This window comes from Pirellulales bacterium (genome assembly GCA_035533075.1).
Classification (GTDB): Bacteria; Planctomycetota; Planctomycetia; order Pirellulales; family JAICIG01; genus DASSFG01.
On record DATLUO010000114.1, the window covers coordinates 1 to 18,879 of the forward strand.

At 63.3% G+C, this 18,879-nt stretch carries 19 protein-coding genes and 1 riboswitch; of the genes, 4 read left to right on the forward strand and 15 right to left on the reverse strand.

The window, feature by feature from the left end:
- The first annotated feature begins 178 nt into the window (after window positions 1–178).
- Window positions 179–559: a hypothetical protein gene (locus VNH11_14560; GenBank protein ID HVA47588.1), complete on the forward strand. Its 381-nt coding sequence runs from the start codon at window positions 179–181 to the stop codon at window positions 557–559.
- Here the strand turns inward: VNH11_14560 and VNH11_14565 are convergent.
- The 7 genes from VNH11_14565 to VNH11_14595 all read right to left on the reverse strand — a co-directional run bounded on the left by VNH11_14565 (window position 498) and on the right by VNH11_14595 (window position 7,714).
- Window positions 498–1,307 (reverse strand): hypothetical protein, encoded by an 810-nt coding sequence (locus VNH11_14565; protein ID HVA47589.1) that lies wholly within the window; start codon window positions 1,305–1,307, stop codon window positions 498–500. The genes VNH11_14560 and VNH11_14565 overlap by 62 nt on opposite strands.
- 107 nt (window positions 1,308–1,414) lie before the next feature.
- Window positions 1,415–2,518 (reverse strand): Xaa-Pro peptidase family protein, encoded by a 1,104-nt coding sequence (locus VNH11_14570; GenBank protein HVA47590.1) that lies wholly within the window; start codon window positions 2,516–2,518, stop codon window positions 1,415–1,417.
- A gap of 204 nt (window positions 2,519–2,722) precedes the next feature.
- Window positions 2,723–2,854 carry a hypothetical protein gene (locus VNH11_14575; protein HVA47591.1) on the reverse strand — a complete coding sequence of 44 codons (132 nt, stop codon included), beginning with the start codon at window positions 2,852–2,854 and terminating at the stop codon, window positions 2,723–2,725.
- Between the two features lie 524 nt (window positions 2,855–3,378).
- On the reverse strand, window positions 3,379–4,302 hold the full coding sequence (locus VNH11_14580; GenBank protein HVA47592.1) for a flagellar hook-basal body complex protein: 924 nt from the start codon (window positions 4,300–4,302) through the stop codon (window positions 3,379–3,381).
- A gap of 225 nt (window positions 4,303–4,527) precedes the next feature.
- Window positions 4,528–5,706 (reverse strand): tRNA (guanosine(46)-N7)-methyltransferase TrmB, encoded by a 1,179-nt coding sequence (gene trmB, locus VNH11_14585; protein HVA47593.1) that lies wholly within the window; start codon window positions 5,704–5,706, stop codon window positions 4,528–4,530.
- 520 nt (window positions 5,707–6,226) lie between these two features.
- Window positions 6,227–6,496: a hypothetical protein gene (locus VNH11_14590; GenBank protein HVA47594.1), complete on the reverse strand. Its 270-nt coding sequence runs from the start codon at window positions 6,494–6,496 to the stop codon at window positions 6,227–6,229.
- A gap of 15 nt (window positions 6,497–6,511) precedes the next feature.
- Window positions 6,512–7,714: an inositol-3-phosphate synthase gene (locus tag VNH11_14595; GenBank protein HVA47595.1), complete on the reverse strand. Its 1,203-nt coding sequence runs from the start codon at window positions 7,712–7,714 to the stop codon at window positions 6,512–6,514.
- 118 nt (window positions 7,715–7,832) lie between these two features.
- Between VNH11_14595 and VNH11_14600 the strand changes: the two genes are divergently transcribed.
- Window positions 7,833–9,032 (forward strand): pyridoxal phosphate-dependent aminotransferase, encoded by a 1,200-nt coding sequence (locus VNH11_14600; protein HVA47596.1) that lies wholly within the window; start codon window positions 7,833–7,835, stop codon window positions 9,030–9,032.
- 38 nt (window positions 9,033–9,070) lie between these two features.
- On the opposite strand, the gene VNH11_14605 is transcribed toward VNH11_14600, so the two are convergent.
- Complete coding sequence (locus VNH11_14605) at window positions 9,071–9,220, reverse strand: hypothetical protein (GenBank protein ID HVA47597.1); 150 nt, start codon at window positions 9,218–9,220, stop codon at window positions 9,071–9,073.
- Window positions 9,221–9,273: 53 nt separating this feature from the next.
- On the opposite strand from VNH11_14605, the gene VNH11_14610 reads away from it, so the two are divergent.
- Window positions 9,274–10,119, forward strand: a complete 846-nt coding sequence (locus VNH11_14610; GenBank protein ID HVA47598.1) for a class I SAM-dependent methyltransferase — start codon at window positions 9,274–9,276, stop codon at window positions 10,117–10,119.
- A 102-nt stretch (window positions 10,120–10,221) separates the two neighbouring features.
- On the opposite strand, the gene VNH11_14615 is transcribed toward VNH11_14610, so the two are convergent.
- The 7 genes from VNH11_14615 to VNH11_14645 form a co-directional block, all read right to left on the reverse strand.
- On the reverse strand, window positions 10,222–11,259 hold the full coding sequence (locus VNH11_14615; GenBank protein HVA47599.1) for a hypothetical protein: 1,038 nt from the start codon (window positions 11,257–11,259) through the stop codon (window positions 10,222–10,224).
- Window positions 11,260–11,443: 184 nt separating this feature from the next.
- Window positions 11,444–12,664: a response regulator gene (locus VNH11_14620; protein HVA47600.1), complete on the reverse strand. Its 1,221-nt coding sequence runs from the start codon at window positions 12,662–12,664 to the stop codon at window positions 11,444–11,446.
- Window positions 12,665–12,667: 3 nt separating this feature from the next.
- Window positions 12,668–14,452: a pilus assembly protein N-terminal domain-containing protein gene (locus VNH11_14625; GenBank protein HVA47601.1), complete on the reverse strand. Its 1,785-nt coding sequence runs from the start codon at window positions 14,450–14,452 to the stop codon at window positions 12,668–12,670.
- Between the two features lie 257 nt (window positions 14,453–14,709).
- Window positions 14,710–15,753: a Flp pilus assembly protein CpaB gene (gene cpaB / locus VNH11_14630; protein HVA47602.1), complete on the reverse strand. Its 1,044-nt coding sequence runs from the start codon at window positions 15,751–15,753 to the stop codon at window positions 14,710–14,712.
- 212 nt (window positions 15,754–15,965) lie between these two features.
- On the reverse strand, window positions 15,966–16,538 hold the full coding sequence (locus VNH11_14635; protein HVA47603.1) for a prepilin peptidase: 573 nt from the start codon (window positions 16,536–16,538) through the stop codon (window positions 15,966–15,968).
- 423 nt (window positions 16,539–16,961) lie between these two features.
- Window positions 16,962–17,144: a Flp family type IVb pilin gene (locus VNH11_14640; protein HVA47604.1), complete on the reverse strand. Its 183-nt coding sequence runs from the start codon at window positions 17,142–17,144 to the stop codon at window positions 16,962–16,964.
- 135 nt (window positions 17,145–17,279) lie between these two features.
- The gene (locus VNH11_14645; GenBank protein HVA47605.1) at window positions 17,280–17,462 is read right to left on the reverse strand and encodes a Flp family type IVb pilin; all 183 of its coding nucleotides are present in this window, start codon (window positions 17,460–17,462) and stop codon (window positions 17,280–17,282) included.
- Between the two features lie 238 nt (window positions 17,463–17,700).
- Window positions 17,701–17,789, reverse strand: a riboswitch (cyclic di-GMP riboswitch).
- A gap of 364 nt (window positions 17,790–18,153) precedes the next feature.
- On the opposite strand from VNH11_14645, the gene VNH11_14650 reads away from it, so the two are divergent.
- The gene (locus VNH11_14650) at window positions 18,154–18,870 is read left to right on the forward strand and encodes a class I SAM-dependent methyltransferase (protein HVA47606.1); all 717 of its coding nucleotides are present in this window, start codon (window positions 18,154–18,156) and stop codon (window positions 18,868–18,870) included.
- Window positions 18,871–18,879 lie beyond the last annotated feature (9 nt).

Here is an 18,879-nt window from a genome sequence, read left to right on the forward strand (position 1 = left end):
TTCCGTTTGCCCGTGGAAACGGAGCCGTGACTTCGAATGACTCGGAACCAAAACAACGCTGACGATCCGATCCGGCCGCGTAAAGAGCCTTCTACGCGTTCTGATGCCATGACGCGACCGTCACGGCCGCCACGCGGGTTGCTGTGGAACTGGGTCGCCTCCCGAGAGAAATCTGCACGTGAACGCTTGGAATCGCGGGCACAAACCCGACTGGTGGAACTGGGCGGCGACGGAGGTAGCGACGGTGCCCGAAGGTTGGTATTTCTTGGCGGTTTCTCTCCAGGCCGGCGGAATCGACACGGGCACGCTGACCGTGACCATCGACGACCAGCAGTACACGCTGGCCTCGCAAGTGGTCGATGCCGACTCGCCGCAGGTGGCCGATTGGCTTGGCGGAGCGCCCGGAGCGGTGCTCGATGAACTGGCCGTCTTCCAGCGAGCGCTGTCGGAGCAGGAAATCATGGCCGTTCGCGCCGTTGGGCTGGACGGCATCCCGTTCACTTCCGTTCGGGCAGCGGTCGTCCCGGAGCAAGACGATGCCGGGCGGCACGATAACTAGCGGTAACGGGCGCCAGTAGGCTGTTGACTTGTTCCGCGGTAAAAAACGGCTTGCCGTCGAGAGCGGCGACGATCTCGGCCGAGCTGAGGCGAAACGCGCCGTAGGACCCAACCTTCTCGGTGCATTCGAGCAGCAAGCCGACTTCCGGGTTGGTGCCGTTGGCGAACGCAAACACCGCCCCATCGAGCGCGCCCGTGTCCGCGTCGCTGTAGCGGTCGATCGGCTGGGGCAGCAAGCGGCATTCGACCGCGTTGCCTTCCAGTTTTTCATGCGCGGAAAACCGTTGCGCGATTTTCCGGAACTGGGCGAGCCGCGCACGGCCCGTCGTGGCAGGCAACGGCGCATTGGACAGAGGAACCAATTTCAACTCCGTGGTCTTGGGCGACCACCTTGGACCACGAGGCGATTTCATCTCGAAGCCGTCTTCCGCCAGCGACACAAACTCATAGCTCAGCGTTTCCCCATTGGGGCCCGATTCGTAAAGCTCCAGCGTGACAAGGGCGAGTGGGCGCCCCTTCTCGGCTAATCGCCAAATTGCCGCGTCGAGCAAGCCGCGCGTCGGATCGTTGTAACGCAGCAAGGGGCGAGTGCCGAATCGCAGGCGGCCGGGCGACTTGATTTCGGCCGACGCGAGCCGCAGCTCGCCGAGCGCCATCTGCATGACTTCCAGCCGGCCTTTCACAGGTGGCTGGCGTGACTCCTCTTCACTCGCGTCGCATAAGGCGGCGGCCTGCATGAGGAGCGTCATGCAGGCCACCGGCGACAGCCAGCGGATTTGGCACGAACACCGACGAAGGCAGGATTCAAGCGGCGACCGGATTTGTCGCCACCGCACATGTCGTTGTGCCTCGCTTGCTACAGTTCCAGCGGAAACGGGCTCAAACATTCCACGCCGGTGGCCGTGACGAGATAGTCGTTCTCCAGTCGGATGCCCGCCCGCAACTCCGGCGAATAGAGGCCCGGCTCGGCGGTGAACACGTCGCCTTCCGCAAAATGATCGTCCCACTTGGGGTTCAGGTGCGGGCCTTCGTGCGGAAACAGCCCGATGCCGTGGCCGAGGTGATGGTCGAAGCTGCCGGGCATGAACGCGTCGAGATACTCCTTGATTTGCTGGTAGAACGCGCGACAGCTCACGCCCGGCTTCACCGTTTGTTCCAACAGCGGAAACACTCCCGCCAGCCGCTCCCAGGCCGCGTGTTGCTCGTCGGTGGGTCTGCGATTCACGGCCACCGCGCGGCAATTGTCGGCGAAATAACCGCGGAAGGCCGGACCGAGATCGAGAATATAGAGTTCGCCGTCTTGAGCGCGGCGGTTGCGCGGCGGGCCGCCTTTTTCGCCGCAGGCGTAGTCGTTGCCGGTGCCGGTGAGCATCTCGCCGAATTCTTCCACCGCGACGGCCTGAAGCTGATCGAACACGTCGAGTTCGTTGACGCCCGGCCCGATGATCTGCCGTGCCCGCTCGTACATTTTTCCGGTGGCCGCGATCGCCTTCTTCAGCCGGGCCAGCTCGTCGGGTTCCTTGCGGCGGCGGAGGCGATAGAGGTCGGGTTCGATGTCGACCAGCTCCGCGGTGAATTCGTTGGCCAGCGAGGGCGCAAAGCAGGAGAACTCGACGCCGAGCCGCATCGGTCGCCGTCTGCTGACGAACTGTTTGGCGAGGGCGGCCGAACAGGCCGCTCGCTGGTCGTTGCGCAGGGTTCCAAGCCAGCGGGCGTCGTAGGTCACGAGTTCGTCGGCGGCCACGACGGGTTCGTCTTGCGGGGCGATCAGCGTACAGCGGCCGTCAGCCGCGAGCATGGCCGCCGCCTGTACCAGCCACGCAAAGCGAGGCCCCGTGAGCCACTGCACATGCTCGGCGGTTTGCACGATGACCAGATCGAGCTTCTTCTGCTGCATCTCGGCCAGCAGGCGCTTCTGCCGGCGGCGACAACATTCAATGTTGATTTCGAGATCGTTCATGATGGGATTGTCAGCGAGGATGAAACCATTGGATTTCGCAAACGGCGTAGGGTAGGGCAAGCGAGCTTGCGAGCGCTGGCCCACCGTCAGCGATTCTGGCCCTCATGGTAGCAGCAACCACGCGGGTAAGTGAGGGCCCACTATGGCGAGATCAACCTCCGAAAAAAACTGCGGTGGCTGGGGCAGAGACTGGCCCGTTATACTTCACGCGGCCGAGAATGAGACATTTTTCCGCGAGCAAAAGCGGTGGCTGGGGCAGAGCTTGGCCAGATAGCGGTTGGCGCCCATCAATGGCGTGGCGGCCAAGCGATGCCCCGGCTGGACGTACCGGGGCATCGTCTGGCCGCCGAGATGAACGAAGTGCCACCCTCCACCTGGCCAGACTCTGCCCCAGCCACCGCGTATCTCATTCTTGGCCGCGTGAAGTATAAAAAGTTGGCCGTGCGATGGTTTCGTTGTTATACCGATGTTGTTCCGCCACGATGGAGCTTGCCCGTCGTTGTTCTACACAAGCAGCCGCGTAGCGGCGACAGAGCGCGTGGTGCGATACCTCTGTCACCGCTACGCGGCTTGCCTAATCTACCGCATCGGTACCGTGGGCTCGCGCCCACGGCTAAACTATCTCGCCGCTACGCGGCTGACGCGCGAGACGTGTAGAACAACGGTGGCTTGCCCCGGTGGCGTGGGATTTCCCGACGGAACAAAATCTCAAAAGCGCCGCGGCCAGCCGATGCCCCGGTAGCGCCACCACCGGGGCATCGCTTGGCCGGCGGCGAGTCTTGTGGGGCGAACTCGGTCGCGGCCAAGCTCTGCCCCAGCCACCGAAATGTCTCACCGTCGCGCGCGTGCAGTATGAATGGCTACCGGTCCGGCCCGCCGAGAAGTCGCTCCAAGCAACTCAACATTCGCTCGGTCGCTTTCCAGGCCCTCAGCTCGTCATCGAAATCGACATTGGATTGCTCCAGGGCATTCGGTTGCAACGTGCCCAGGCTGTTCGTGCCCGGTTGGCCGAAGATCGCGGCGCCCGACGAAAGCGTCTCCTGGTAAAGGTTTTCGCCCATGGCCAGCAGACTTCCGGGATTCATGAATTTTGCCAGTTGCAATTGGCCCACCTGCGAGAATTGCGTCTGGCCGTATTGCTGGATGGAGACGTTGCCTTCGGAACTGATCACGATGCCCATCGTGCTGATGGGGATGGAGATCTGCGGCTGCACGACGCGGCCCGTGTTCGACGACCCGACGACCAGGATGCCGTTGGAGTTGACGGCGAAATTGCCGGCCCGCGTATACAAGAAGCCGTTGGTCGTGGGGTCGATCACCTGGAAGAAGCCCTCGCCGACGATGGCCACATCGAGCGAGTTGTTCGTGATCTCGATCGTCCCCTGATCGAACGCGATCTGTGTGCCCTGCACGCGCGTTCCCAGGCCGATCGCCAGGCCCGTGGGGGCATAGTTGTTGAATGCGTCCTGCGCGCCGGGCAACTTGACCTGCCGGTATTTGCCGTCCTCAAACGTGACGCGGCTGCGCTTGAAGGCGATCGTGTCGGCATTGGCCATGTTGTGGCCGATCACCGCCAGCTTCGTCTTCAACGCCCTGACAGCTTCTGTCAGAATCTTTGTCGCTTCATCATGGCGGACGTCGCGCGGCGGAGCATCGAGAGCGGCATCGTTGAGCAACGACGGGGCTTTCGTGGCTGCCGCCGGTTCCTGTTCCAGATAATTGGCCTGAACGATCATGGACGTCGCTGCCGGCGACTTGCCTTGTTCGTGGCTTCGACGCGGCATTGGTGCGCTGGTTTGCACTTGCCGCGCGTCTGACCCTTGCGGCAGGCTTGTGGGCGAATCGCTACAGCCGCAGACGAGACTGGAGAAAAGCATCAACGCCGAGGAAAAGCGCAAGGCACGCATGGGGCATCCTTTCCGCCGCGCCGTGGCGGCGATATGGCAACTCGCGGGGGCCGCGAAGAGCGGCCGAGATTAGCGAATCGACGTTATCGCGGCAAGACGGGTTCAGCGCGGACCGTTCTGCTCTTGCGCCACCAGTGCGGCGATGTCGAGCGTGCTCACGATCCCCAGCGGGTGGTCGCCCTCGACCACCACGATGCGATGCACGTGGTGCCGCACCATTTCGGCCGCGACCTCGGCGACGGGGGTATCGGGCGAACAGGTCATCACCTGTTCCCGCATGGCGTCTTTGACCTTCAACTCGCTGAGCCGCCGGTGAAACCCGCCGAACTCTTGCGGAGCGGGATGCTTGAAACCGTCGGCCTGGTTCTCCAGCCAGACCTCTTCCGAGACCTCGGCGTCGAGCGCCTCGACCAACTCTTCCACGCGCACCAGATCGCTACGGCTGACGATGCCGACCAGCTTGCCGCGATCAACGACGGGCGCACCCGACACGTGCGATCCGATGAGCAAATGCCGCAGATCCGCCAGCGATTGGCCTGGTGTGGCCGTGACCAGGTTGCTGCGCATGATGTCGCGCGCCACAAGACTGGAAATGGGCGGCATCGAAGTCTCCTTTGTTACGAAAGCGTAGCCCATCGGCCGCGTCCGGGCAAACTCCGCGCGGTAGACCGGCTCGCCCGACAGCCGCGTGCGGCGCTCGAAGTGCGTGCGGTAGTCGAGATCGTGCTGGGCCGGATGTTCGGCCACTTCCAGCGGGCCTTCCAGCCGCGTTACCCGCTTAATCAGATCGAGCGTGCTTCGAAAATACTCCTGCACGTCGGTCCAAAAGTGCAAACGGCCGTCGGGCGACAGCGTCCGTTCGACGTCGGCCAGGAAGCCGGCGTTCAGCACGCGACGTTTCTTGTGACGGGCCTTCCACCAAGGATCGGGAAAATAGACGTGGATGGCCGCCAGGCAGGCGTCGGGCAATCGTTCGCGGAACACGCGCAGTGCGTCGCCGTGCATGACGCAGGCATTGGTCAATCCCCGTTTCGCCAAGCGCGCCGCGGCATAGCGGGCGTACTTGTTCGAGACCTCCATGCCCAAGAAGTCGCGATCGGGGGCGTTCGCCGCCGCCGCGACCAGGAACAGGCCCTTGCCGGTGCCGACTTCCACTTCCAGCCGCGCTTGCCGGCCGAAAATCGCCTCCGGCTGCCACGGCGCCGGCAGATCGTCGAACGTGCGCAGCCAGCGGCCAAGTTCGAGCGAGGGGTCGATTTTGCGCAGCGCACGGCGGGCCATGAGGGTTATTATCGTCGGTCGGGCGAGCGGCGCGTAGGGTGGGCCGGCGCTCGCAAGCTCGCTGGTCCCACCCTACGGCTTACGTTCAGTCGCCTTGGCCGAAGTCCGCTCAGCCGGATCGCCTTCAACTCGGGCCCGCCGTTCGCAACCGGATCTTAAGCCGAGACGGTGTGTTCAGTTGCAGCACGCGAATCGTCGTCCGCCCAACCGCCGTTAATCCCACGATCCGAGGACCGTCCCAAGCAAAGTGATCCGCCCACCTTTGCACACGAGGATTAAACAGTGGCGTGATCGCATTTGATTGCGGATCAATTCCCGTCAGATCACTGCCCTTATGTAGGTTGCACTCGGCGCATGCTAAAGCGAGATTGTCGAAGCCATCGTCTCCCCCGTGCTTCTTCGGCAGGACATGCTCTATTTGCAGGGCAACTAACGGAGACTCAGTTTGGCTGCGTTGACAGTACTCACAGCGCTGCTCGGCTCGTTCTCGGACCGCGCTTCGCAACGCGCCGTCCATCCTTCATGCCCCACTCTGCGCCAGGTGAAAGCGGGCTTCGGCTTGCAGCACGGTCAGTAAATTGTTTGCCTCGATATAGCCCTCGTATTCGGCCCGCTCGGCCTCGGACAGTTCTCCTTCGTTGGCTTTGTCAGCCAGGAGGGCGACGCGGTCCGCCAATTGGGCCTCGGCCTGTAATTCAGCCAACCGCCGCGTTTGCTCGTGCGTCAGAAGCGAGAAGATGGGTGCAGTCCCGCGGTGAAACGCATCGTGGATGTCGTTGACGCTGCTCATAAACTTGATTTTAATCTACGCCACCGCCGCCGCCCAGACTTCCAGCATCTGAAACTGCGCGCCAAAATCCTGCTCGTCGATGCCCAGCGGGCTTTTGAAAAAGCTGCACAGAAACCGCAGTTGGCCCACGTCGCCGTTGCGGTAAGCCCGCTCGGTGAAACGGATCAGATCGAGCACCAGCGGGGCCGCCAACAGCGAATCGCAGCCTTGCCAGATGAATTGCAACGTCATCGGCGTGCCCAAAAAGCCCGTGAAGTGAATGTGGTCCCAGGCCGTCTTCCAGTCGCCCATGCTGTCGATCCGCTCGATCGTCACCAGCGTCTGCGGAGCGTAGCCAAGAATCTGCCCTAGCAGCCGGTCTTTGCTGGTCACCTTGGCCTGCTTGTTGGCCGGGTCGTCGAGCACGCGGGCATCCATGTTTCCAAAAATGTTGTGCCCGACCCAACTCATCACGTTCAGGTTCCGCTTGCGAAACATCGGGGCCAGCACGCTTTTGAGCAGCGTTTCGCCGGTCTTGCCGTCGTAGCCCATGTGGCGGGTGCCCCGCTCACGTGCCAACTCGTCGATGGCCGGCAACGACGAGCCGAGCGAGGGCGTGAAATTGATGTACGAACAGCCCAGGTCGAGGGCCGCGATCGCGTACAGCGAACTGGCCGGCGGCACCACAGGATCCGGATCGTCGATCCGCTTTTCAAGCTCGCTCCACCGCTGGGGAAAACCGGCCGTGTCGACGGGAGGCTCGGTCGACGACACGTTGACCACCACCACATGCTCCAGCTTGTGCTGCTCGGCAAACGACCGCAGGTCATGCTGGATGCGCTCGATCGCCTCGCGCGGCTTTTCCTGGATTTGCTTCGCCTCAGTGCCGGCCAGCGAAGCGATGGTCGGGCCGACGTTCAAGAGCGTGCCCGGCCGGATCAGCTTGTCGATGCGGTCCAGCTCCGACTTGCACTTGTTAAGCACGCCAAGGTCGATGGCCCGGCTCTCGTTGTGCATCCGCAGGGCCTCGTCGTAGGACCGCGCGTCGCGAATCTCATGGCCGCCGACGACAAACTCGTCCCACGCGGCCAGGCCGAGAGCGGCGAAATCGGGTAGCTCGCTCACCAGTCCGGCCTTGCCGATCAGGCCCTTTTTCAGGGCGATCAGGCCGACGGTGGCCGTCGACGCCACGCCGCCTTTGGCGCCAATCAGCCAGACACCGATACGACCACGCGGCATAGAGGAGGGCAAATGAACGAAGGCAGAGGAGCTGCCTTTCAAGGAGTGAACCGGAAAGGTACTATGATTGTCCGGTCGAGCGCCGCCGTCAAGAACCCTGACCCCTGAACCCAATTCCATGCCCGTTATCTCTCGTCTCGTTCAGGCCCTCGAGCCTTCGGCCACTTTGGCCATGGCCGCCAAAGCCAAGGAGCTGAAGGCGTCCGGCAAAACGGTCTACGATTTCAGCGTCGGCGAGCCCGACTTCATCACGCCCGAACACATTCGCAAGGCGGCCACCGAGGCCATGAACGCCGGCCACACGCATTACACGGCCGTCGGCGGCATTCCAGAACTGCGGGCGGCGATTGTGCGACGCTACCGCGAGCGACACGGCCTGGATTACTCGCCGCAGCAAGTGGTGGTCTCCAACGGGGCCAAGCATTCGCTGCACAACGTTTTTACCGTGCTGTGCGATCCAGGCGACGAGGTCATTGTTCCGGCGCCTTACTGGGTGAGCTACGCCGAGTTGGTGAAGCTCACCGGTGCCCGGCCGGTGATCGTCGACACCTGCGAAGAAGACGACTTCAAGCTTACGCCGGCCCTCCTGCGGGCCGCCATCACGCCGCGGACGAAGCTGCTGCTGATCTGCTCTCCCTCGAACCCGACGGGCAGCCTCTATTCGCCCGCCGAGCTGGCGGCGCTGGCCGACGTGGTGCTGGAAAAGAACCTGCTGGTCGTGGCCGACGAGATCTACGAGCGGCTGATTTACGGCGGCCATCGCTTCGCCAGCTTCGCCACCGTGCGGCCCGACCTGGCGGAGCGCACGGTCACGGTCAACGGCGTGAGCAAGGCCTACGCCATGACCGGCTGGCGGATCGGTTGGACGCTCTCGCCGTTGAATGTGGCCAAGGCGATGGAGAGCCTGCAAAGCCAGGAGACCTCGAATCCGTCGAGCGTCAGCCAATACGCCGCATTGGCGGCGCTGGAAGGTCCGCAGGAGTGTGTCGACGAGATGCTGAACGAATTCAGCCGGCGGCGCGAGTTCGTCGAGCGCCGCATCCGGGGCGAGTTGCCCAAGCTGAGCTGCTGCGAGATGGGCGGCGCCTTTTACGCCTTTATCAATATCAAGGCGCACCTGGGCCGCAGTTATCGCGGCGTGCCGGTCGAGAATTCGTCGCAGTGGTGCTTGGAGCTGCTGTCGCAACAAAGTGTGGCGATGGTGATGGGATCGGCCTTCGGAGCTGAAGGTTACGCGCGGCTTTCATTCGCCACCAGCCTGGAGAACCTGGAGAAAGGGCTGGAGCGGATCGAGGCCTTCTTGAACGGCCCGGCGTGATTTTGGATTTGGATTTTGGATTGTTCGGAATCCAAAATCTAAAAACTGCGGTGGCTGGGGCAGAGGCTGGCCAGGCAGCGGTCGAGAATGCTCAAAAGCGCCGCGGCCAGCGGATGCCCCGGTAGCGCCACCACCGGGGCATCGCTTGGCCGCGGCGCGTCTTGTGGGGCGAACTCGGTCTCGACCAAGCTCTGCCCCAGCCACCGAAATGTCTCACCGTCGCCCGCGTGAAGTATTACCGATGTTTGCCCCGAATGAGTATCAACTGCTCGATTTTGGCGAGGGGCGAAAGCTCGAGCGATTCGGGGCGGTCGTGCTCGACCGCCCCGCGCCCGCCGCGACAGGACCGATCCAAGACAGCGAACGATGGGCGGCGGCCACGGCCCGGTACGAGCGGACCACGGGCAATCGCGGCGCGTGGCGGGCCGTCGTTGCCGCGTCGCAACTGCCGGTAGGTTGGTCCGTTCGCCACGGCGGCACCGTGCTGGAGTTGAAGCTGACGCCGTTCGGTCACCTGGGCGTCTTTCCGGAACAGGCCGCCAACTGGGACTGGATTGCCGAACGGGTCGCCGCCGCCGGACGTGGAATACGGGTATTGAACCTGTTCGCCTATACCGGGGCCAGCACACTGGCGGCGGCCGGCGCGGGAGCCGAAGTGGTGCATGTCGATGCCGCCCGTAACATTCTGGCCTGGGCACGGCGGAATGCTGAACTTTCCGGCCTCGGCGGGGCGCCGGTCCGTTGGATTTGCGAAGACGCGGTCACCTTTGTGCGGCGCGAACTGAAACGCGGCAATCCGTATCATGCCGTGATTCTCGATCCGCCCAGTTACGGGCACGGAGCGAAGGGCGACGTCTGGAAGCTGGCGGAGCACTTGCCGTCGCTCTTGGCCGACTGTGCCCGGTTGACGGCATCGAACCGGTCGTTTGTATTGCTCTCTTGCCACACGCCGGGCTTTGGGCCGGAAGCCTTGGCAGCGATGCTTGCTGATGCGTTCGACGGCGACGACATGGAATCGGCTGAGATGCGGGTGACCGCGCTGAGTGGCCGCGTGCTGGTCAGCGGAGCCATGGCACGCTCACGGTAGCCCGTTTGCTCCGCAAGCGGAAGCCGATTCCGCTGCCGCTCGATCTTTCGATAAGGACAATCGAACTTGCTAGAAAGCCGTTCCGCTCACGGAGTCAACGGGCTACCTCACCTCATGTCGGCGGCCGGCGGCGAGGCCCGGCACCGTCGATGGGGCGGCCGGTCGCGAGTCGGATGAGGCCAACCAGCCGCGCAGCGCGTCTTGGCCCAACTTGACCGAAAGCCGCTCCGCGGCGTCGGCCAACAGATGCTGCCCGTCCGCAAAATCGGCGTCGTTGCACCAATGGCTGGCGTCGAAAACCTGGGCATCGTACTCGCGGCCCAGCTCCCACAGATAGCGGCTGATTCTCTGCTGGGCAAGCGTAACCTCGGCGTCGCGCAGCTCCTCCGCTTCGGGCATCAGCAACAACGCCGCGACAATTCCCTCTTGCCGACAGAGTGCCAGGATCTGCCGCAACGCGCGATTGGGACGGTCGCTCACCTCAAAGTCCCGATAACCGGGCGCGTAGATCTGTCGCACCAGTTTGGCCCTGGCTTGTCGCATTGCCGCGTCGGGCCTGGGCCACGCACCAGGCACCCAGCCCGACGGCGTCGTTTGATCGAGGGCGGAAGTGTCGGAAACTGCCGGGGCGGGCAACCAATGGGGCATAACACGCCTCAGCAACTCGCCACGAAGCCGGTAGCATGCCGCGGCGCGGTAGCCCAGCCAATCACGCCCGGATGCCAGTGGGGCGTCCAGGTAGTCGCGGAGGAGCCACAAGTCACGCGCGTCGCAGCGCTCGATCGGCGGGATGTGTGCGCCCATCAACTCCGGCGCCGTCTTCAGCAAAGCAGGGTGAACTTCGATGACCACCCATCGCGGCCGAATGCCGGCGGCGAGCAATCGTTGGAAGTACAGCAGTTCGTAGAGCGGGCCGCCGCCCAGGATGCCGAAGTTGTAAACCAAGGGCGTCTCGGCGGTGGCGGCGTCGAACAACCGGTCGGGCCGAACTCCGTAGGCCGTCCGCGAGCTGCCCAACAGGAGCAACAGGGGGCGTTGCGGAAGCTGGCGAAGCTGGGTCTTCAAGAGCGCCAGTTTACGGCCATATTCCGGCTCGCGCAGGCCGGGTTCGATAAAGTCGGCGGCGAAGTTCGCGGCCAATTGAAAGGCGACGAACGCGACGAGCGCGCACGCCAGCTCAGTCCTTCCGCGGCGCCCTGATTTTGGATTTTGGATTTTGGGTTTTGGATTCCGACAATCCAAAATCCAAAATCGAAAATCCAAAATCATGCTGGCAACCATCGTCACAGGTTGCCGCGCGGCTACAGCCGCGGCGCCACGGTCGCTACTTTCCGCCGCTCTTGGCGCCTTTCGACAAAAAACCCAGAAGTCGCCCTTTTCCAGGCTTAACAAGCTCGTCTTCGGGCGGGGGCTTGTGGCCCGACAACGCGTCGGAGAGTCCGACGATCGCCTGCGTAATCGAGGCCTTGGCGGCCTGTTCCACCAGCGGCACGCCGTTGTTGCGCATTTCGACCATCGTGCGATAGTCGTTGGGCAACTGCCAGAAGATTTCGCGGCCGATCGTGTCTTGGGCCTTTTTCAGGCTGATGTTGCCGGCGTCGAGTCCCATGCGGTTGACGATGATCTTGACCTTCTCGGCCACGCCCTTCATGTTGCCGAACGACATCATCAGCCGCACGACGTTGCGCAAGCAGGGCAGATCGAGCTGGGTCACCAGCAAGATGTGATCGGCCGCCTGCAAGGCCACCAGGTCGAGCGCGTTGTAGCTCTTGGAGAGGTCGAGCACCAGGTGCGTGAAGGTCGCCTTGAGCAGGCCGAGCACGCGCTGCAAGTCGTCGGGCGAAATCAGCGACATGTCTTCCATTTGCACCGGCCGCGGCAGCAGGAACAGCCCCGACGAGTGCTTGGTCAACGACCGCTTCAACAGGGCGAAGTCGAGTCGCGTGACGTTCTGGGCCACGTCGACCAGCGTGTAGTCGGGAATCGTGTCGAGGAACACGTCGGCGTCGCCCAAGCACAGGTCGAGATCGACCAGGGCCACGGTGTTCTGCGGATCGCGGGCCAAGGCGCAGCCCAGGTTGACGGCGATGCTGGTCGTGCCCACGCCGCCCGTGGCGCCGGAGACGGCAATCACCGTGCTGCCGCGGGCCTTGGTCTCGCCGCGGCCGAAGCGGCGGTCGGAGACGCGGTCCAAGGCGTCGAGCAGGTCTTGCAGCCGCAGGGGATGATTGAGGAACTCCTTGGCCCCGGCACGCATGGCCCGCAGGATCAGCTTGCCGTCGGTCGAGCCGCTGACGATCAGAATGCTGCAATCGGGAGAGGTTTCGTTGAGCCGCGTCACCAGATCCAAGGCTTTCTCGACGTCCTGGTCGAGCGAGACGATGCCGATGTCGGGGTGCGTCTGGGCCACCACGTCGGCGAAGAACTCGTAGCGCGAGCATTCGGCTTCCAGCCACACGCGGTCCATGCCCAAAAGCATGGTTTTCAAAGTCTCGCGGGTCTGGTCGTTCGGATCGGCGATCGCCAATCGAAGTACGTTGCTCATATACTAGCGTAGGTCATAACCGGTGGGTCCGATGAATCCGGGGACCTTTTTTTGCCGTGGCGCGCTCGGCCTGACCGTCGGTTGAAGCCGCCCCGAACGCGGCTGTCGAGCGGAGCTGACGAAGCCGGTGGTATTGGTGTTGCTGGATTTACCGGGGTGCAACGTCGGCGGCCGCGGGCGACCGGTGGTCTCGCCTGGTTGGACCGCGCCAGGCGGTTGCGATGGGCGGTCGGTGGGCTGCCCCGCCGCGGGTTTCGCACCGCTCGGCGTGCCGTCTTTGTCGTCATCGGACCAGGTGTCATCCGTCGCGGGTGGCGGAAACATGCCGTGGCTGTCGGGATAGGGCCCGTGCATGTTCGGACCTTGGCAGTTGGGCACCTCGACGTAGCCTTTGCAATAGAGCTCGTGGTTGTCGGGATCGGCGGTGGCGTAGCCTGGACCACCGGGGGGGACGTCGCAGGCGTCAATGGCATCCACCAGATGCGGCGTGACCATGATCAAAGTCTCGATCTCGTTGTATGAATCTTGCATGCGACGGAACGGAATGCCTAACAGTGGCAAATCGCCGATCCAAGCCAGTCCGTTCGCCTGCGTTTCCGTACGGACTTGTACGAGACCGGCCAGGGCCAGCGTTTGGCCGGATCGCAGTTCGACGCCGGTGTCGCACTGCCGCTCCGCGAAACCGGGGATGGTGTAACCGTTGTAGGTTTGAGCGTTGGAAGGGTCGAGCTCGCTCACGCGCGGGCGGACCTCCAAGCGGATCGCTCCGTTGCCTAAGACGATCGGCACGAAATCGACTTGCGTGCCGATTTGCATGAAGCCGAAGCTGGGGCCCGCGAGGCTGACCATTCGAGCGTACGGCACGCTGCCTCCCACGTGAAAGCTCGCCGGGCGGCCGCTGACCGTGACCAATTGCGGCTCGGCAACCACCTTGGCCACGTTTTTTTGCGTCAGAAGATTGAGCACGCCGAAGAATTGGTTGGAGCCGCTCATGACCCCAAACGTCATGCTCTGAGCGGTGCCGGACACGGGGGCCAGCAGTCCGAATGGGGTGGCGGCCGTGCCCAATGCCTGCGTCGTGCCTCCCGAGGAAGACGCCTGCTGCGAGAGAGTGTTCAACAAACCGCCCACGCTATTCGTGGCAAAGCCTTGCCCCGGCCTTCCCAGCGTACCCCAGTCGAAGCCGAAGTTGCGCAGCTTGGTCCGCGAGACCTCCATCACTTTCACCTGCAACAACACCTGCTGCACGCCGCCCACCTTGATGTTGTTGAGCACCTTGGGAGCGTAATCGCTGGCGATGTCGATAATCCGCCGTACCTCGCTGGGGTCGTCCACGTAGCCGCTGACAATCACGCTGGTGGCCGTGGGCACCACCTTCAGCGCCGCGGTGGGGAACTGCGTGCGCAACAACATCGAGAGTTCGCGGGCATCGGGATACACGATCAGGTCGACCGAATAAATGTTATCGTCTTCATCGAACAGGTTGACTTGCGTCACGCCGGGCTTCTTGGCCAGCACCTGAATCTGCGTTTCGGAGAGGGCCGTCACCTCGGCCACTTCCGGGTTGTTCACCTGCACCCGCGGCAGCGGTTTGCCAATGCTCAAAATGCGGCTGGTGTTGACCGTCAGCTCCAGCGTTTCGTTGGCGCTTTGGAGGCGATGGACGACCTGATTGCTGTTGGGAGGCCCGGCGCCGGCCGCCGAAACGAGCGCCGCCAGCAGTGCCAGTGGCGCCAGCGGAAGGCGCCGGCGTCGGAAATCACCGCACGGCGCGGTGCGTCGCGTCATTGAGTTGGACATCCGTGACCTCTCTTACAGACTTTCTCGAACTGAAATCCGCGCCGTAGGGTGGGAGCGAGCGCGCTTGCGAGCGCCGGCCCACCAAGGTTAGGCGTCAGGCGTCAGGCATCAGGCGTCGGGTTGTTTGCCCTGACGCCTGACGCCTGAAACCTGACGCCTCAAATGGTGGGCCGGCGCTCGCAAGCTCGCTCGCTCCCACCCTACGTCGAATCCCGTAGGTTTCACAAAATCCGTTCATCGCCATCTTATCCAACGTCTCCGTCTTCTTGCTTTTCGGTTTCGGCAGGTGGCTGCCCGCCGGCTTCCGATGGCGGGCTGTCGCTCGCGGCCGGCGGCTCCACAGCGGCCGAAGGCGGCGGGGCCGCGGTCGACGGCGTAATCAGCTTTCCACGCCGAAATTCGACTTCGCGCGGCACGCTGCCGTCGATGATGGTCATAACGAACACATCGTCCGGCGGCTCCGGCGCCACGCTCGGCGGCGGCGCGGGCGGCTCCGGCGCCTTAAGTTTGAGCGAAGTGATGAAGGAGTGCGGGTCGCCCGGCGGGCCGTCGCCCGCATCCGACCGGCCGGTAAGCAGCTTCTGCAGGTCGGCGCCGCCGGTGCTCTCCGCCACGTCGTCCACCGCGTTTCGCATGACCAATTGCACCGTGCCCACCTGGGTCGCCAAGGCGACCAGCTCGGACTGTTCCGGCGTGACCAACACCGAGATGGTTTTGGCCGCCATGGTGTTGTTGTCGTTGCCCGAACGGTCGTAGAGATCGTCGACCGCGAAGATCTTGATGTTCTGCAAGAAGGTGCGGGTGACCGCCCGCGGCACGCCTCGGGCCTGGTTCTCGGGAACATGCACGAGCAAGTCGACCCGGTCGCCGGGCAAAATCATGCCGCTGGCGCCGCTGACCGCATCGACGCGGATGGGCACCACGCGCATGCCTTTGGGAATCATATCGATGGCGCTGCCGCCGTTTTCGCCTTTGGGCAAGAGCTTGGCCTCCAGAATCGGCTCGCCCGGATAGAACTTCGCTCGCGACCGGCGTCCCTCGACGTCTTCGAGTTTGCCGATGGTCCCGGCGGGCAACCGTTCTTTCGGCCACGGTTCGAGCTTGATCAACTGCGGAGTCAACGGATCGCCGACGCCGATTTCACCGGCGGCCACGAAAATGGGTGTGGTCTCGGCGCCGTCCGTCGTTGGGGCGGCGCGGCGGTTGGCCATCACTTGGTTGATGCCGATGGACGCCACCAGCCCGCAACCGAGCGCCAGCGTAAGCAGGATAATTGATTTGGGTCGCATGTCGTTACTTTCGGCAGCACGTGAAGAATTCGTGCAAGACGTCTTTCTGCGCAGGACAAATCCGCATTATTGTTTCCACCGGTCGTTGAACTGTTTCGCTTAGGGTGACTTGGGCGAGAATTCGGTAGGCGTCAGGCGTCAGGCATCAGGGGTCAGGGGCGTCAGGTTGTTTGTCCTGACGCCTGACGCCTGAAACCTGACGCCTCCCTGCTTCAGGCCAACATTCCCGCCCAGGCAAAGTACAGGATGGTGCCGATGGCAATCGGAATGCCGTAAGGCAAGAGCAACATCGAACTTTTGCGGCCGGCCGCGATGGCCGCCAGCCGTTCCGGCTGACGGACCGTCATGATTTCGCCGAGGATCATCCAGAACTGGCTTTGATGTTTTTTCCATGCTCGCCGCCAGGCGACCATGGCCACCGCGATCACCCCGCCGACCACGGCCGAAAGACAGAACGCGTAAAGTGTGACGGTTGCGCCGACCCAAGCGCCGACGCCCGCCAACAGCTTGACGTCGCCGGCCCCCATGCCGCCAATGGCGTAGAGGGGCAGAAGCACGCCCAGCCCGGCCGCGGTGCCCAACAGGCTATGGGCCAGTCCCTCCCAGCCGCCCGCCGCGCCGCAGTAGACCCAGCCGCTCACGATGAACGGAAAGGTCAGCCAGTTGGGCACTTTCAGTTTCCAGCCGTCGATGGCCGCCGCGACGACCAGGGCAGCGGTAACGAACCAAACGGGCCAATGGCGGGCGGCGATCGCCGCAATGTCGGTATCAGTGCTGAAAAACACGCTTTTCACCTATGAGGCCCGCAGGCAAATCAGAGAGTGTACACAGGCGGCGACGATCCCCAGCAGCGTCATCACTGCCTGGGCCGCGGCCATGCTGTCGAGTGGCAAAACCGGATACATAACGTCGGTCCCGAGTATTTGCGGCGGCGATGCGCTGCCGCTATGACAAGCGTAGGTCAAAAAAAGGGCTCAGGGTTCAGGGTTCAGGGTTCAGAGCTCTTTGGTCTTCGGTCTTTGTAGCCGCTCGCAATCGTCCCTTAATCCTGAACCCTGAACCCTGAACCCTGAACCCGAGCCCCGAACCGCCAAGCGCCAAAAAAAGCCGCCCTCGGGCTCCCGTCAAATCGGGCGCCCGAGGGCGAGCAAAGGAGGCGGTCGAGCCCCATTCCGGCGGTCAGGCCGGGACACTCCGCCCGGTGTCGATTAACTGGCGCCACTCAGCGAGGTGGCGATCGAATTGAACGTGGCGTTCGCGTTCGTACCGATCGAGCCGATCGCGGTCAAACAGACGATCACGATCAGGGCCAGCATCACGGCGTACTCGACGGCGGTTGGGCCGTCTTCCGCCGCCAGAAAGCGACGTAGGGATCGAATTGCATTGAGCATGGTGTTGGTTCTCACTTAGGTTATGGGAGATGAAGCCGCCCTCGGGTTCCCGACAAATCGGGCACCCGAGGGCGAGCAAGGAGGCGGTCGAGCCCCATTCCGGCGGCCAGGCCGGGAAACTCCGCCCAGTGTCGGTTAACTGGCGCCACTCAGCGAGGTGGCGATCGACGTGAACGTGGCGTTCGCGTTCTTACCGATCGAGCCGATCGCGGTCAAGCAGACGATCACGATCAGGGCCAGCATCACGGCGTACTCGACGGCGGTTGGGCCGTCTTCCGACACCAGGAAACGTTGCACCTTCAAAGCGAGATTCTTCATTGCATCCTCCGATTCTTGGTTGTCGGCGACCGGACCGGCCCAGGCCGCTACCAGCCGAGACAACCGTTTCAAGTAAATACCGGGTTTCCCGCGGCGGTCCGCCGGCCCTTTCGGTCCGGCCCGGCCTGCAACCCGCTGCGGCAAACCCCCGTTGTCCTTACTCGCACCATGCCCTCGCCAGAGTCGGAAGTGCTTTCTGCCCGAACGGCCGCGTTGGCGACCGTGCAGGCAACACCCTTTCGGCAGCCAGGCTGCCAGACGCGCCACGAGCGCGGCTGGTCCTTGGCTTTGCGTCCCGGCCTCACGGCCGGTTTGCCTTTGTCGAGGATGCAGGGGCGGCAGGCCCTTGTTTTACGCGGATCGTGTGGTTCGGGCACTTGACCAAGACGTGAAGTTGCGGCACACGGGTGCGTGCCGACTGCTTGTTGGAAAATGGCCCGTTCACTTCGAGCTGCGTGACGGCCACCGTTCCCGGTCGCCGTCGCAAAGAGTCGCGTGAACACGCTCGTCTCTGCACTGAAAACCTAGTTCAACTCCGCGGCATGTCAAATCGCCGGCTTGAATAATTCTGGAGAAGTTCCGTGCGGAACGGCAGGCAAGTCGATAATCCCTCCGCTCGCCGCCCGGAACGAACGATGACGTAAGCTTGTGATGAGCGGGCCTGTTTATTGTTCTGGGATGCAAGAGACTCATGTCAACGCTTTGCCGGCCGCTCTTCGACGCCTATTCTGAAACCTACGACGACGTCCTGAACGCGGCGATTTCGGCCAGCGGCGAAACAAAGGACTACTTTGCCCGCGGACGTATGGAGTGGCTGGCCACGCGTCTTCGCGGCTGCGCTGGACCGGTCCGGTCGGTGCTCGACTACGGCTGCGGCACGGGCACGTCGACGCCCCTCTTCTTCGATATCCTCGGCGTTCAGCGCGTGCTCGGCGTCGACGTCTCGTCTGCCAGCCTCGAAGTCGCGGCCCGTCGCTACGGCTCGCCGGCGACGGAATTCAGGCTCGTCGACGAACATGCCACGACGAGCAGCGTCGATCTGGCTTTCACCAACGGCGTTTTTCACCACATTGCGCCCGGCGACCGCCCAGCGGCGGTCGACCACATGATCCACTCCTTGAGGCCGGGCGGATGGCTGGCCTTCTGGGAAAACAACGCCTGGAACCCGGGTACGCGTTATTGCATGTGGGTCAACCCATTCGACCGCGATGCCGTATCGCTCTCACCCGTCGAGGCCGTGCGGTTGTTGAACCAGTCTGGGTTGCAGATCGTTGAAACCACCTACACGTTCGTATTTCCGCGAGCGCTCCACTGGTTGCGACCGCTCGAACCCCGTTTGTGTCGGCTGCCGCTGGGCGCCCAATTCCTGATCCTTGCTCGAAAGCCTGGGCCGGGTCCCGTAGCATAAAAAGGTCTG

What these genes read in the sequence shown, in the direction of transcription:
- VNH11_14565 (HVA47589.1), bottom strand. Translation starts at nt 1,307, where the DNA reads ATGACGCTCCTCATGCAGGCCGCCGCCTTATGCGACGCGAGTGAAGAG.
- VNH11_14570 (HVA47590.1), bottom strand. Translation starts at nt 2,518, where the DNA reads ATGAACGATCTCGAAATCAACATTGAATGTTGTCGCCGCCGGCAGAAG.
- VNH11_14575 (HVA47591.1), bottom strand. Translation starts at nt 2,854, where the DNA reads ATGCCCCGGTACGTCCAGCCGGGGCATCGCTTGGCCGCCACGCCATTG.
- VNH11_14580 (HVA47592.1), bottom strand. Translation starts at nt 4,302, where the DNA reads ATGCCGCGTCGAAGCCACGAACAAGGCAAGTCGCCGGCAGCGACGTCC.
- trmB (HVA47593.1), bottom strand. Translation starts at nt 5,706, where the DNA reads ATGGCCCGCCGTGCGCTGCGCAAAATCGACCCCTCGCTCGAACTTGGC.
- VNH11_14590 (HVA47594.1), bottom strand. Translation starts at nt 6,496, where the DNA reads ATGAGCAGCGTCAACGACATCCACGATGCGTTTCACCGCGGGACTGCA.
- VNH11_14595 (HVA47595.1), bottom strand. Translation starts at nt 7,714, where the DNA reads ATGCCGCGTGGTCGTATCGGTGTCTGGCTGATTGGCGCCAAAGGCGGC.
- VNH11_14600 (HVA47596.1), top strand. Translation starts at nt 7,833, where the DNA reads ATGCCCGTTATCTCTCGTCTCGTTCAGGCCCTCGAGCCTTCGGCCACT.
- VNH11_14610 (HVA47598.1), top strand. Translation starts at nt 9,274, where the DNA reads ATGTTTGCCCCGAATGAGTATCAACTGCTCGATTTTGGCGAGGGGCGA.
- VNH11_14620 (HVA47600.1), bottom strand. Translation starts at nt 12,664, where the DNA reads ATGAGCAACGTACTTCGATTGGCGATCGCCGATCCGAACGACCAGACC.
- VNH11_14625 (HVA47601.1), bottom strand. Translation starts at nt 14,452, where the DNA reads ATGACGCGACGCACCGCGCCGTGCGGTGATTTCCGACGCCGGCGCCTT.
- cpaB (HVA47602.1), bottom strand. Translation starts at nt 15,753, where the DNA reads ATGCGACCCAAATCAATTATCCTGCTTACGCTGGCGCTCGGTTGCGGG.
- VNH11_14640 (HVA47604.1), bottom strand. Translation starts at nt 17,144, where the DNA reads ATGCTCAATGCAATTCGATCCCTACGTCGCTTTCTGGCGGCGGAAGAC.
- VNH11_14645 (HVA47605.1), bottom strand. Translation starts at nt 17,462, where the DNA reads ATGAAGAATCTCGCTTTGAAGGTGCAACGTTTCCTGGTGTCGGAAGAC.
- VNH11_14650 (HVA47606.1), top strand. Translation starts at nt 18,154, where the DNA reads ATGTCAACGCTTTGCCGGCCGCTCTTCGACGCCTATTCTGAAACCTAC.